This window comes from Neorhizobium galegae bv. orientalis str. HAMBI 540, from assembly GCF_000731315.1.
GTDB classification, from domain to species: domain Bacteria; phylum Pseudomonadota; class Alphaproteobacteria; order Rhizobiales; family Rhizobiaceae; genus Neorhizobium; species Neorhizobium galegae.
This window is the reverse complement of the sequence record NZ_HG938353.1, coordinates 1231314-1244083: the sequence shown is the minus strand read 5'-3', so window position 1 is coordinate 1244083 and position 12770 is coordinate 1231314. Positions and strand designations below refer to the sequence as shown.

The following is a 12770-nucleotide window of genomic DNA, read 5'->3' as shown; positions in this document are numbered from 1 at the left end:
TGGAAGTCTACCCAACCGACGTGACCAGCCGCCATGGAATTCATGCTCGCCACATTCGAAAAAGCCGCGCTGCTTGCCGGCAAAGCCATCCTGGACGTCTACAGGGCCGGACCCAGCACCAGCTACAAGGCTGATAAATCCCCGGTCACGGAGGCGGACGAACGGGCCGAAGAGATCATTCTCGCCGAGCTTGCCTACGCCTTTCCCGACATCCCCGTCATCGCGGAAGAATCGGTTGCGATGGGACGTATCCCGTCGATCGAAGGACGCTCCTTCATTCTTGTCGATCCGCTCGACGGTACCAAGGAGTTCATCAACGATCGCGAGGATTTCACGGTCAACATCGCCCTGATCGAGAACGGCGCGCCGATCCTCGGTGTCGTTTATGCGCCCGCCCTCAAGGTCGCCTATCTCGGTGGCGGCGGACGGGCGGAAAAACTTGTGATCGACGACGAATTCGCGGTGACGAACCGGGTGCCGGTCGTCGCGAGGCCGGTCGAGGCCCGTCCGATCTGCGTTGCGAGCCGCTCGCATAATTCCGCCGAGACCGAGGCCTTCCTCGAAAAATCAGGCGCCGCCGATATCCGCAGCATTGGTTCCTCGCTGAAATTCTGCCTGCTGGCGGAGGGTGTGGCCGATCTCTATCCCCGCTTCGGCCGAACCATGGAATGGGACACGGCCGCCGGAGACTCCGTGCTCCGTGCCGCCGGCGGCAGCACGGTCACGCTCGGCGGGGCACCGCTTACCTATGGCAAGACCGGCCGCGCAGACATGCTGGATTTCGCCAACCCCGATTTCATCGCCTGGGGATCGCGCCCTGGAAAGCCGTAGCAGCAATCCTATTGTCATCACCCCGTAACGTTGGCCAGTCAGGCCGGCTAGGGTAACGCCTGACCACAGCTGCCACAGGCAGCCAATCCGACGCGTTGCATTCCCTTTCGGATGCGCTTAGGAAACCGCTGCGCGTGAGATTGCCGGATAAAGATGAGGATTATTGATGCGTATTGTGATGGTTGGATCGGGTTATGTCGGCCTCGTGTCGGGAGCCTGCTTTGCGGATTTCGGACATGACGTGATCTGCGTCGACAAGGCTGCCGAAAAGATCGAGGCGCTGAAACAGGGCGTCATCCCGATCTTCGAGCCGGGACTCGAGGCGCTGGTCGAATCGAACGTCAAATCCCGTCGCCTTTCCTTCACCACAGAGCTTGGCCCCGCCGTGGCCGACGCGGATGTCGTGTTCATCGCGGTCGGCACGCCGTCGCGCCGCGGCGACGGCCATGCCGACCTCGGCTATGTCCATGCCGCAGCACGCGAAATCGCCGAAGCGCTGACCGGCTTCACCGTCATCGTCACCAAGTCGACCGTCCCGGTCGGCACCGGCGACGAGGTGGAGCGGATCATCCGCGAAACCAATCCGGATGCGGATTTCGCCGTCGTCTCCAACCCCGAGTTCCTGCGCGAAGGTGCCGCGATCGAGGACTTCAAGCGCCCTGACCGCATCGTCGTCGGCCTTTCCGACGAGCGCGCCCGCGGAGTGATGACCGAAGTCTATCGTCCGCTCTATCTCAACCAGTCGCCGCTTCTCTTCACCAGCCGCCGGACCTCCGAGCTGATCAAATATGCCGCCAATGCCTTCCTTGCCATGAAGATCACCTTCATCAACGAGATGGCCGATCTCTGCGAGCGCGTCGGAGCCGACGTCCAGGACGTTTCGCGCGGCATCGGCCTCGACGGCCGCATCGGCTCGAAATTCCTGCATGCTGGCCCCGGCTACGGTGGTTCCTGCTTCCCGAAGGACACGCTGGCACTCGCCAAGACCGCCCAGGATTATGAAAGCCCGGTGCGCCTGATCGAAACCACCATCGCCGTCAACGACACCCGCAAGCGGGCGATGGGCCGCAAGGTGATCGCGGCTGCCGGCGGCGACGTGCGCGGCAAGAAGGTTGCCGTCTTCGGGCTGACCTTCAAGCCGAATACGGACGACATGCGCGACAGCCCGGCGATCGCCGTCGTCCAGACGCTGCAGGATGCCGGCGCGATCGTTTCCGGCTACGATCCGGAAGGCATGGAAAACGCCAGGCAGCTGATGGATATCGAATTCGCCGACGGCCCCTATCAGGCCGCCGAAGGCGCCGATGTCGCGGTTCTCGTCACCGAATGGAACGAATTTCGTGCACTCGATCTCGAACGCCTGAAGTCCGTCATGAAGAGCCCGGTTCTCGTCGACCTGCGCAATGTCTATCGCGCGCGGGAGGTGGAAGCCCATGGCTTTGCCTATACCGGCGTCGGCAAAATGCACTAGGCAGTCCTGAGGGCGGCGGACCTTGAGTTTGTGGGCTCTCTGCAGGAGTTGCCCCGCAGATCGAGCAAGCGAAAGTCACCTGGGCCGTGACCCGGTGCTGGATCATCCGTGCCAGTCGCTTTTGGAGCAATCCCGCCGTCGAAGGCTTTAAAGCTGCGCCCCGGTTGGGCATATTGCATGTCGATGATGTTTCGCCCTCTCATGCAGATAGGCTTGGGCTTGTCCTTGGCCCTCCCGCCCTCTGGCGGGAGCGTCGGTGCTGCCGAAGACCCCGCCGCTCCCGAATGCCGATACGAGCGTGCGGCATCGGACGAGATGGGCCGATTGTGCATCCGCGCCGAAACCTACAATCAGGATCTCTGCCAGGTGATGCAACGGCTGGCCGAGAGGAACGGGCTGCCGCCGGAATTTTTCGCGCGGCTGGTCTGGCGGGAAAGCCTGTTCCGCGCCAATGCGGTGAGCCCGAAAGGGGCCGAGGGCATCGCCCAGTTCATGCCGGAAACTGCAAGGATCCGCGGCCTGAGGAACAGCTTCGATGTCATCGAGGCGCTTGCGGCATCCGCTCTCTATCTCAGGGATCTGCGCGACCGTTTCGGCAATCTCGGCCTTGCCGCCGCGGCCTATAATGCGGGCGAAGCAGGCCTCGAAACGTTCCTGGCGACCGGACGGCTGCCGATCGAGACACGCGACTACGTGTTTGCGATTACCGGCCATTCCGCAGAAATGTGGAAGGACGATCCGCCGAAGATGGCGGCCCAGGCCCTCGATCCCGGAAAACCCTTCCTCGACGGCTGCCTACGGCTCGCCAATACGAGGCGGCTCAACGAGAGTGTCTTGATAGCATCGGCGGATTGGGCGCCTTGGGGCGTGCAGCTTTCCGCGCACTATAATCCGAATATCGCCAGCCAGCTGTTTGCCAACACGATCGGCCGTCTGCCGACGCCGCTCAATTCCGAACGGGCGCTCGTCGTGCGCCAGAAACGCGGCAATTTCGGTTATCGCCCGCGCTATGCAGCGCGCATCGGCCGCGCCACCAGAGCTGAGGCTATCGATTTGTGTGCCAGGATCAGGGCCCACGCCGTGCCCTGCACGGTTTTCAGAAACTGAAGCGGCAAGCAGAAGAAGGCCTTCCGCTTGCCGCACATAGGTCTCGATCAGCAGTTTTGTGCCTGCCCAGGCGCGAGAGTTCCGTCCGCATTGGGCGTTGCGGAGCCGGAACCTTGCGGCAGATTGTTGGTCGTAGCGGAACCGGAACCCTGTGGCAGGTTGTTGGGCGCGCATTTGGAGCCGCCGGAATTGCCGATCGTGCTGCCTGTCGTATTGGAATCAAGCGCGCCTGACCCGGCGCCATTCAGCGGAGCCGTGGTAGTGCCGTTGAGCGTGCCGGAGCCGGAGCCACTGGCGCCCGAACCGGAAACGGATCCGCCGGTTCCTGCAGAACCTGAGCCAGAAGCGCCGGATCCTGATCCGGTTCCTGAGCCCGACTGGGCGACCGCGGCAGTGGCGAGACCAAGCGACAGTGCGCCAACGGTGAGTATCTTTACAAACATTGGGTTTCCTCTCGTGGGACTTTCCAAACATGCCCTACAGCCGCCTAACCCTGCCGATCGCATAAGGTTTCCGACGTTCTACGCAGACCTCTCAGGTTTGCGGACGGTGGCGGGGCAAAAAAACCGGCGCTGCCGCAGGCGTCGGCCAGGTCCGCCGCAGACGCCACGGCGACCTCGATGAAGAGAAATTGACCTCGAATTGCCAGGAAAGGAATGGTGCCCCCGCCAGGGTTCGAACCCGGGACCCCCTGATTACAAATCAGGTGCTCTACCAACTGAGCTACAAGGGCACTTTCGAGTGGGGAGTTACCAGATTTTCTCCTCCTGTAAAGAGAAAATCGCTGCAACATCACACACCGTGCATTCGAGTTGCGTTGTTTCACGCACGGGCGATGGCGCAAGGCGCTTGTTCAAAAGCCTGTTTTTACTGTACTGAGTGCCGTCCCGCCGGCATGGTCCTGTCACAGGATCGTGTTAGCTCACCTGTTTACAGCGTCCCTTGCGCGCCCCGTCGGGCGGCGGCACCCTCAAAGGCCCGTTCATGTCGTCTGAGACGAACAAGCTCTCCATCATCGCCTCGACAGCCCCGGAAGCACAATCCGCGCTGGAAGAACTCGTACGGCTCTATGGCAATGTGCCGACCGAGGAAGCCGACGTGATCATCGCGCTCGGAGGCGACGGTTTCATGCTGCAGACGCTGCACGACACGATCAATACGGGCAAAAGCGTCTATGGAATGAACTGTGGCTCGGTCGGCTTCCTGATGAACGATTATCGCGCCCAGAAACTCCACGAGCGGGTGGCCGAATCGGTGGAGAACGAGTTTCACCCGCTGAAGATGACGACGGAAAACGAGGACGGTTCGACATCCGTGGCACTCGCCATCAACGAGGTCTATCTTTTCCGGCAATCCTATCAGGCGGCCAAGCTCAGGGTGGAGATCGACGGCCATGTGCGGCTGGAGGAACTGATCTGCGACGGGCTGATGATCGCGACGCCCGCCGGTTCAACCGCTTACAATCTCTCGGCACATGGGCCGATCCTGCCGCTGGAAGCGCCGTTGCTCGCCATGACGCCGGTCTCGGCCTTCCGACCGCGGCGCTGGCGCGGGGCGCTGCTGCCGAACCACGTCTGCGTCGACATCCACATCCTCGAGCCGGACAAGCGGCCGGTCAACGCGGTTGCCGACAATACCGAGGTGAAGTCGGTGCTGAAGGTGCGGGTGGCGCAATCGACGGAAATCACCGCGCGTATCCTCTCCGATCCGAACCATTCCTGGTCCGACCGGATTCTCGCCGAACAGTTCAACAACTGACTCAGCGTCAGCTCACGCGGATGGAACCTATTGCCCTCGCGTGAAGCTCAGCGTTTCGGGGAAAAGGCACGCAAAAAAGTGCGGGTGGCGTTTGCCGCCATCTGGTCGATTTCCGATTCAGGCGTCTGGCGGCCGATCTGCTGGTCGTAGCGAAGGTCGGTCGCGAGAAGCGCCATATACTGGCGAGCGGCGAGCGCCGGATCGTCGAGGTCGAGATAACCGCCATGGGCGAGCTGCGCCAGGCGGGCTGCGATGGCCGGATATTTCTTGCCCGGCCCGTATTCCTTCCAGGTCTCGAAAAGCTCGGGAAAGCGGGCGCCTTCGGTCTCGACCACCTTGCGTAGCCAGCGACCGTTCGGGTCGCAGATCGCCTTGCGCAGGAGCTGGGCCGAAAATTGCGTCAGCTCCGTCTCGATGTCCTGCGGCGCCACGGGGAAAGTATCGAGCACGCGAAAGAAACCGGCGCTGGAGCGGTCGGTGATTTCAGCGACGACGACCTTGAAAAGGTTATCCTTGTCGCCCAGTTGATTGTAGATCGTCTGGCGCGATACCCCCGCCCTGGCCGCGATCGCATCAATGCTGGCGCCGCCAAAGCCTTCCTGGGCGAAAACATCGGCTGCCGCATTGAGGATCGCCTGGCGCTTGTTCTGCGCCGGAGGCCAGGTGTCGTAATCGCGCGGAAGTTCGGCAGACGAATTTTTCATGACATCACTATAGCGGGGCTTGACGGATTGGACAATTGTGTCCAAAATAATTTACATGATTGTTCAGACCCATTCTCCCGTATCTGGCCGGCTCTCATATTCATCTCCCATAATCGTCCTCGCCTGCCGTTACCACGGCAGATGTGGTGACGGGAAAGGTTTTTTCCAAATGCAAAGCAGAGCTCCTTCGCATGCCCTGTCGCTAGGGCTGCTCTCGGCTATCGGGCTTTTCGCCCTCGACATGTATCTCCCGGCGTTGCCGACCATCCGCGCCAGCCTCAATGCCAACAGCCATGAGGTACAGGCGAGCCTGATCTCCTTCTTCGCCGCCATGGCGGTGTCGCAGATCGCCTACGGCCCGCTCTCCGACATGTTCGGCCGCAAGCGGCCGCTCTATGTCGGCCTCGCGCTTTATGCCATCGGCGCGATCGGCTGCGCGCTGTCACCGTCGATCGAGTGGCTGATCGCCTTCCGGTTCCTGCAGGGCATGGGCGCCTGCGCCGGCGTGGTCATCTCCCGCGCCATCGTCCGCGACCTCCATACCGGTCCGGCCGCAGCCGAGCTGATGTCGCGGCTGATGCTGGTGTTCAGCGTCTCGCCGATCCTCGCCCCGCTTGCCGGCAGCATCGTCACCGTGTTCGGCGACTGGCGGCTGATCTTCTGGGTCATGGTCGGCGCCGGTGCGGTCGGCGCCGTCGTTGCGGTGTTCTTCCTTGAGGAAACCCGCCTGCCGGCTGCGCGCAGCGAAAGCAGCCTCGCCGGCGCGCTCAACTCCTATGGCACGCTGCTGCGGGATCCCTACTATCTCGGGCTGGTGCTGATCGCCTCCTTCGGCATGTCGAGCTACATGATCTATGTGGCAAACTCGTCCTTCGTGCTGATCGAGCACTACGGCCTGTCGCCGACCTTCTATAGCATCGTCTTCTCGTGCAATGCGGTCGCCTTCATCGGCATGTCGCAGCTGAACGGCTGGCTCTCCCGCAAGATCGGGCTCCGCAAAGTGATCCGCAGCGCGGTATTCGGCTATTCGACGATGATGGTTCTTCTGGCACTCATCACCTCGCTCGGCATCGACCGTCTCGATGTGATGGCGGCCTTCCTGTTCGGCGGCTATGGCTTCCTCGGCCTGATCATCCCGACGGCGGCGGTGCTGGCGCTCGAACATCACGGCCGGATCGCCGGCACGGCGTCGGCGATGATGGGCACGATCCAGTTCGTGACCTCGGCGGTCGTGATCGGCCTCGGCGGCATGTTCGTCGACGGAACTTCGCTGCCGATGGTCACGGTCATCGCGCTGTGCTCGGTCGTCGTCTTCCTGCTGTCGCTTGTCGTGCTGCGCAGCCGCCAAGGCGCCATGACGGCCGCGGCGGAATAAACCTCACTTTCGCCCAACAAAAAAGCGGCCGGACCTTGCAAGGTTCGGCCGCTTTCGTTCGTGATTCTTGCATGGATCGTCAGTCGACGTCGGCGACATCCACATCCGGCTTGCCGCTGATGCGGTGCGCCAAGGCAGCTTCCATGAACGGATTGATATCTCCGTCCAGCACGTCGTCCGGAGCGGTGCTGGTCACGCCTGTGCGCAGGTCCTTGACCATCTGGTAGGGCTGCAGAACATAGGAGCGGATCTGGTGGCCCCAGCCGATATCGGACTTGGAAGCAGCCTCGGCGTTCGCCGCGTCCTCGCGCTTCTTCAATTCCGCTTCGTAGAGCCGCGCACGCAGCATGTCCCAGGCCTTGGCCTTGTTCTTGTGCTGCGAGCGTTCCTGCTGGCACTGCACCACGATGCCCGACGGGATGTGGGTGATGCGCACCGCCGAGTCGGTGGTGTTGACGTGCTGGCCGCCGGCGCCCGACGAACGATAGGTGTCGATGCGGCAATCGCTCTCGTTGATCTCGATGTTGATCGAGTCGTCGATGACCGGATAGACCCAGATGGACGAGAACGAGGTGTGGCGGCGGGCGTTGCTGTCATAAGGCGAAATGCGGACCAGGCGATGGACGCCCGATTCGGTCTTCAGCCAGCCATAGGCATTGTGGCCCTTGACGAGAATGGTCGCCGACTTGATACCGGCTTCTTCGCCGTCATGCACTTCCAGAAGCTCGACCTTGAAACGCTGGCGTTCGGCCCAGCGGGTGTACATGCGCAGAAGCATGTTCGCCCAATCCTGGCTTTCCGTGCCGCCGGCGCCGGAATGGACTTCGACATAGGTGTCGTTGCCATCCGCTTCGCCCGACAACATGGCCTCGACCTGGCGCCGGCCGGATTCCGCCATCAGCGCCTTCAACGCCTCCTCGGCTTCCTTGACGATCGCTTCGTCGCCCTCTTCCTCGCCGAGTTCGATGAGCTCGATATTGTCGTTGAGTTGGCTCTCCATGGCCTTGACGCCATTGATGCCGTCATCGAGCTGCTGGCGTTCGCGCATCAGCTTCTGCGCTTCCGCAGCATCGTTCCAGAGGTTGGGATCCTCTGACTTGTTATTCAACCAGTCCAGTCGTCTTACCGCCTGATCCCAGTCAAAGATGCCTCCTCAGCAGGCTTATGGCCTGCTTGATTTCGTCGACTACATTGATGATTTCCGCACGCATGGCGCTTGTTCTTCGCTCTTTGTGTTGGGGTTTTAAGTGCCGTGGACATAGTTGCAGCCAGCCCGGATGTAAAGCCCGGGCCTGCCGACAAGGCTGCCGCTTCGGATAGCGATCAGAACAGACCCGGCATGCCCGAGGTGACAGCCTGCTGCGCCTGGGGCGAATTGGTGAAGATCTGATCCTGGGTCATGTATTCGCCGTCGCCGATGACCTGGAAGACGTCGGCAGGGCCGGTGCCGGGCTTGAAGGCTTCGACGATCGTGTCAGGTTGGCCTTCCATGGCCGCCATACCGGTCTTGCGATTGACGGCGACGAGCTGCATGCCGTCCGGCACGTGGAATTTTTCGGCAGGCGTCAGCTTGGCGGCCTGGGCGAGGAACTCGCCAAAAATAGGCGCGGCGAGACCACCGCCGGTGCCGGCACGGCCGAGCGGCGTTGGCGTATCGAAGCCGATATAAAGGCCGGCGACCAGGTTCGGCGTGAAGCCGACGAACCAGGCATCCTTTTCATCATTGGTGGTGCCGGTCTTGCCGGCGACGTCGCGGTCCTTGACCGGAATCTTGCCGGCGGCCGTGCCGCGCAGCACCACGCCCTGCATCATCGAGGTGATCTGATAAGCAGTCATCGGGTCGAGAACCTGCTCGCGGTTATCGACGATACTCGGTTCTTCCTGATGGGCCCAGTCGTTGGAGTTGCAGCCGTCGCAGGCGCGCTCCTCGTGCCGGAAGATCGTCTTGCCGTAGCGGTCCTGGATGCGGTCGATGACGGTCGGCTTGATCTGCTTGCCACCGTTGGCGATAACGGCGTAGGCCGAGACCATGCGCATCACCGTCGTCTCGCCGGAACCGAGCGACATGGCAAGCACCGGCAGCATCTTGTCGTAGATGCCGAAACGCTCGGCATATTCGGCAACAAGTTCCATGCCCATGTCCTGTGCCAGGCGCACGGTCATCTGGTTGCGGGATTTTTCGATGCCGGTGCGCAGCGTCGACGGGCCGCCGGCCTCGCCGCCGTAGTTCTCCGGCTTCCAGACCTGGCCGCCGGAGACGATCTCGATCGGGGCGTCGAGGATGACCGAGGCCGGCGTATAACCGTTATCGAGGGCTGCCGAATAGACGAACGGCTTGAACGACGAACCCGGCTGGCGCATCGCCTGGGTGGCGCGGTTGAATTCGGACTGCGAATAGGAGAAGCCGCCCGCCATGGCGAGAACGCGTCCCGTATTCGGGTCCATGGCGACGAAACCGCCCTGGACTTTTGGTGGCTGGCGCAGCCGATAGGTCTTGGCCTGCGGATTGATCGGTTCCACGTAGACGACATCGCCGGGCTTCAGAACGCCGTCCGGCGATTTCGCCGGCTTGCGGGTATTGGTCGAATCCCGGTAGGCCCACTTCATGTCGTCGCCGTTGATCGTGCCCGTCTCGCGAGCCGCATCGACCTTGCCGGCCGCGTCAGCCGACGGCTGCAGGCCGATCGTGGCTGACTTTGCCGATACTTCGGTCACGACCGCCAGCTTCCATTCCGGCACGTCCGCAAGCGACTTCTGCTTGGCGAGTTCCGGGCCCCAATCCCAGGTTCCAGGGGCGCCGGTCGTGGCGATCTGCGCTACCGGGCCATGAAAGCCGCGGCGCTCGTCATATTCCACGAGGCCGTTCTGAAGGGCGCGGCGGGCGATGACCTGAAGATCGGGGTCGAGCGAGGTGCGGACCGAAAGCCCACCCTCGTAAAGCGCCTTGTCACCGTAGCGGTCGATGATCTGACGGCGGACTTCCTCGGAGAAATAATCCGATGCGAAGACATGGGCGCCGGTGCGGCGCTGCTTGACGCCGAGCGGCTGCTTCTTGGCGTCGTCGGCATCGCCTTGCGTGATGTAGCCGTTCTCGGCCATGCGGTCGATGACCCAGTTGCGGCGCTCGAGTGCCGCCTTTTCGCGGCGGAAGGGATGATAATTGGCCGGGCCCTTGGGAAGGGCCGCAAGATAGGCGGCCTCGGCCGTCGTCAGTTCGGTCACCGACTTGTCGAAATAGGTGAGCGCGGCACCTGCGATGCCGTAGGAGTTGAGGCCGAAGAAGATCTCGTTCAGGTAGAGTTCGAGGATCTTGTCCTTGGAATAGGTCTGCTCGATACGGAAGGAGAGGATCGCTTCCTTGACCTTGCGGTCGATCGTCTGGTCGCCGGTGAGAAGGAAGTTCTTCGCCACCTGCTGGGTGATGGTCGAGGCGCCTTCCGGGCGACGGCCGGAACCAAGGTTCTGAAGGTTCGAAAGGACGGCGCGCCCAAGCCCCGTGATGTCGATGCCGGGATGGCTGTAGAAATTCTTGTCTTCAGCTGACAGGAAAGCGGCCTTGACGCGGTCGGGCACCGCCTGGATCGGCAGGAACAGGCGCCGTTCGCGGGCATATTCAGCCATCAGCGCGCCGTTGCCGGCATGAACGCGGGTGGCGACCGGCGGCTCGTAGGAGGCAAGAACTTCATAGTTCGGCAGGTCCTTGGTCATCCCGGTGAGGTAGATACCCACGCCGGCAGCCACGACCAGAAACAGGACGCAGGCCAATCCAAAGAGATAACCAATCAATCTTACCATATTGGAGCTACCGTTCAGCTTTCATTCGGCGCGTGAAACACACCATCGCATGGTTAGAGGCGTTTTGCACGGTGATCGAACCAGCGCAAGCCGGAAGAGGATCAATCGTCCGTCATCCATTGCGTCCGGGAACCACCGAGTAATCGCCCGAATGTGAGTAAAATAGGGCTCTTAGCTGCAATTTCCGGTGACTGGCCTCCCCCTGCATCATATTCGCCGGCGCCTGTGGCACCCGCGCCACGCGCATCGGGGAAAATCAGCCGCCATTTGCCATCGCCCGGTCACGATAGCGCCTGATCGCGTCGACCATGCGATCGATCACCTTCGAGCGCCACGACTCATCCAGAAGCAGCTTTTCATCTTCGGCATTGGACAGAAAGCCGAGCTCGAGGAGCACGGACGGAATGTCCGGTGCGCGCAGCACCTGGAAACCGGCATAACGGTGGGGATTGTTGATGAGCCCGATCTGCCCCTCGAAGGATTCGACGACATTGCTGGCGAGCGCGATCGAAAACGCCTGGGTCTCGCGGCGGGTGAGGTCGAGCAGGATATCGGCGACTTCAGGCGGCCCGCTCTGGAGGGTATAGCCCGCAAGCTCGTCGGACAGGTTTTCGCGGGTGGCGAGGTTTTCGGCCATGCGGTCGGAGGCCTTGTCCGATAGCGTATAGACGGTCGCGCCGCGGATATCCTTCTGGCCGAGCGTATCGGCGTGCAACGAAACGAAGAGATCGGCATGACCCTGGCGGGCAAGCGTCACGCGCTCGGAGAGCGACAGGAACGTATCGTCGTCGCGGGTGAGGAAAGCCTTGATACCCTCGACCTTGTTCAATCGTTCGGCAAGAGTCTTGGCGAACGCCAGCGTGATGGTCTTCTCAGGGGTCTTGGTGCCCGCCCCGGTGGCGCCGGCATCGATCCCGCCATGCCCGGCATCGACGGCAACGGTGAAGACATTGTCCTTCTCGGCCATCGCCAGCGGGTCCGGAGTGGCGGCGGCCGACGTCGCCCAGTTCTGGGTTTTCACCAGATCGGCGAAAACCTCCTTGGAGGCCATTTCCGCATCCAGGACCAGACGGTAGCTGCCGTTGTCGTTCGACTGAACCTCGGCGATCGACAGTTTTACCGGCCGCTTGGCAGTCAGCACGATACGAGCGCTCGACTCACCCATCGTGCCGTAGCGGATATCCTTGAAGAGGCCGCGCGCGGACAGATCCTCAGCAGGGAAGCCGAAGGCCGTGGCCGGCAGGTCGACGATCACCCGTTCAGGCGCGGCGACGTAATGGACGGAGAATTCCGGTTTCTTCTCGAAATCGATGACGATCCGGGTGCGCGCCTCGTCACCGGCGACCCGCGCGCTGAAGGCGAGAAGCGGCGGCTGCGGCGCGGCACCGGCGGAGCTCAAGGGGAGGGTCGCGCCGAAGCCTACCAAAAGGAAAAGCGCGCAACCGATTCGCGTGAAAAACCGTCGACGGCCCCCGCCGTCGGCCGTCGCCGCGCCTGCCTTCACATCCACCCTCAAAACGCCACTCGCATTCAAAGCCCCGCCGCCTATCAGGCAACCCGCATCAAAGTGCCCAATTTAGAAGGCATTTGCCCGTCAAAAGATGCGAATCATCCGCCCGTTCCTTGCCATTCATAAGAGGTCTAATTCCATCGAGAATATGGCAAACCTGGCTTTTCCCTTGCTATTGTGACAGATAAACCATACAACGCCCACGAGGGTTAAAGTGTT

The 12770-nt window shown here is 62.0% G+C and carries 10 protein-coding genes and 1 tRNA gene; 5 read left to right on the top strand and 6 right to left on the bottom strand.

Features of this window, described 5'->3' with window-relative positions; translation table 11 throughout:
* Positions 1 to 42: 42 nt before the first annotated feature.
* The 3 genes from cysQ (at position 43) to RG540_RS06325 (ending at position 3409) form a co-directional block, all read left to right on the top strand.
* A complete protein-coding gene (gene cysQ, locus RG540_RS06335) occupies positions 43 to 831 on the top strand; it encodes a 3'(2'),5'-bisphosphate nucleotidase CysQ (RefSeq protein WP_038593169.1) in 789 nt (262 codons plus the stop codon).
* Between the two features lie 166 nt (positions 832 to 997).
* Positions 998 to 2302, top strand: coding sequence for a UDP-glucose dehydrogenase family protein (locus tag RG540_RS06330; RefSeq protein WP_038585813.1), 1305 nt, complete (start codon positions 998 to 1000; stop codon positions 2300 to 2302).
* 213 nt (positions 2303 to 2515) lie between these two features.
* Positions 2516 to 3409 (top strand): transglycosylase SLT domain-containing protein, encoded by an 894-nt coding sequence (locus RG540_RS06325; protein WP_407668869.1) that lies wholly within the window; start codon positions 2516 to 2518, stop codon positions 3407 to 3409.
* Positions 3410 to 3456: 47 nt separating this feature from the next.
* Here RG540_RS06325 and RG540_RS31070 read toward each other — a convergent pair whose 3' ends face one another.
* Both RG540_RS31070 and RG540_RS06315 read right to left on the bottom strand, forming a co-directional pair.
* A complete protein-coding gene (locus RG540_RS31070; protein WP_046600120.1) occupies positions 3457 to 3852 on the bottom strand; it encodes a hypothetical protein in 396 nt (131 codons plus the stop codon).
* A 214-nt stretch (positions 3853 to 4066) separates the two neighbouring features.
* Positions 4067 to 4142 (bottom strand) — tRNA-Thr (locus tag RG540_RS06315).
* Between the two features lie 251 nt (positions 4143 to 4393).
* Here RG540_RS06315 and RG540_RS06310 point away from each other — a divergent pair.
* Positions 4394 to 5167: an NAD kinase gene (locus tag RG540_RS06310; RefSeq protein ID WP_038593162.1), complete on the top strand. Its 774-nt coding sequence runs from the start codon at positions 4394 to 4396 to the stop codon at positions 5165 to 5167.
* Positions 5168 to 5214: 47 nt separating this feature from the next.
* On the opposite strand, the gene RG540_RS06305 is transcribed toward RG540_RS06310, so the two are convergent.
* Positions 5215 to 5871 carry a TetR/AcrR family transcriptional regulator gene (locus tag RG540_RS06305; protein ID WP_038593159.1) on the bottom strand — a complete coding sequence of 219 codons (657 nt, stop codon included), beginning with the start codon at positions 5869 to 5871 and terminating at the stop codon, positions 5215 to 5217.
* Between the two features lie 169 nt (positions 5872 to 6040).
* Between RG540_RS06305 and RG540_RS06300 the strand changes: the two genes are divergently transcribed.
* Positions 6041 to 7246, top strand: coding sequence for a multidrug effflux MFS transporter (locus tag RG540_RS06300; protein WP_038585807.1), 1206 nt, complete (start codon positions 6041 to 6043; stop codon positions 7244 to 7246).
* 79 nt (positions 7247 to 7325) lie between these two features.
* Here the strand turns inward: RG540_RS06300 and prfB are convergent.
* The 3 genes from prfB to RG540_RS06285 form a co-directional block, all read right to left on the bottom strand.
* Positions 7326 to 8457, bottom strand: a protein-coding gene (prfB, locus tag RG540_RS06295; protein WP_151041673.1) for a peptide chain release factor 2 whose coding sequence is annotated in 2 segments (ribosomal slippage) — positions 7326 to 8387 and positions 8389 to 8457 — 1131 coding nt in all. Because the reading frame shifts where the segments join, the coding sequence is not laid out codon by codon here.
* A gap of 112 nt (positions 8458 to 8569) precedes the next feature.
* A complete protein-coding gene (locus RG540_RS06290; protein ID WP_038585800.1) occupies positions 8570 to 11041 on the bottom strand; it encodes a penicillin-binding protein 1A in 2472 nt (823 codons plus the stop codon).
* A gap of 256 nt (positions 11042 to 11297) precedes the next feature.
* Entirely contained in the window at positions 11298 to 12545 is a 1248-nt protein-coding gene (locus RG540_RS06285) for an N-acetylmuramoyl-L-alanine amidase (RefSeq protein ID WP_155414679.1), read from the bottom strand.
* Positions 12546 to 12770 lie beyond the last annotated feature (225 nt).

What these genes read in the sequence shown, in the direction of transcription:
- cysQ (WP_038593169.1), top strand. Translation starts at nt 43, where the DNA reads ATGCTCGCCACATTCGAAAAAGCCGCGCTGCTTGCCGGCAAAGCCATC.
- RG540_RS06330 (WP_038585813.1), top strand. Translation starts at nt 998, where the DNA reads ATGCGTATTGTGATGGTTGGATCGGGTTATGTCGGCCTCGTGTCGGGA.
- RG540_RS31070 (WP_046600120.1), bottom strand. Translation starts at nt 3,852, where the DNA reads ATGTTTGTAAAGATACTCACCGTTGGCGCACTGTCGCTTGGTCTCGCC.
- RG540_RS06310 (WP_038593162.1), top strand. Translation starts at nt 4,394, where the DNA reads ATGTCGTCTGAGACGAACAAGCTCTCCATCATCGCCTCGACAGCCCCG.
- RG540_RS06305 (WP_038593159.1), bottom strand. Translation starts at nt 5,871, where the DNA reads ATGAAAAATTCGTCTGCCGAACTTCCGCGCGATTACGACACCTGGCCT.
- RG540_RS06300 (WP_038585807.1), top strand. Translation starts at nt 6,041, where the DNA reads ATGCAAAGCAGAGCTCCTTCGCATGCCCTGTCGCTAGGGCTGCTCTCG.
- RG540_RS06290 (WP_038585800.1), bottom strand. Translation starts at nt 11,041, where the DNA reads ATGGTAAGATTGATTGGTTATCTCTTTGGATTGGCCTGCGTCCTGTTT.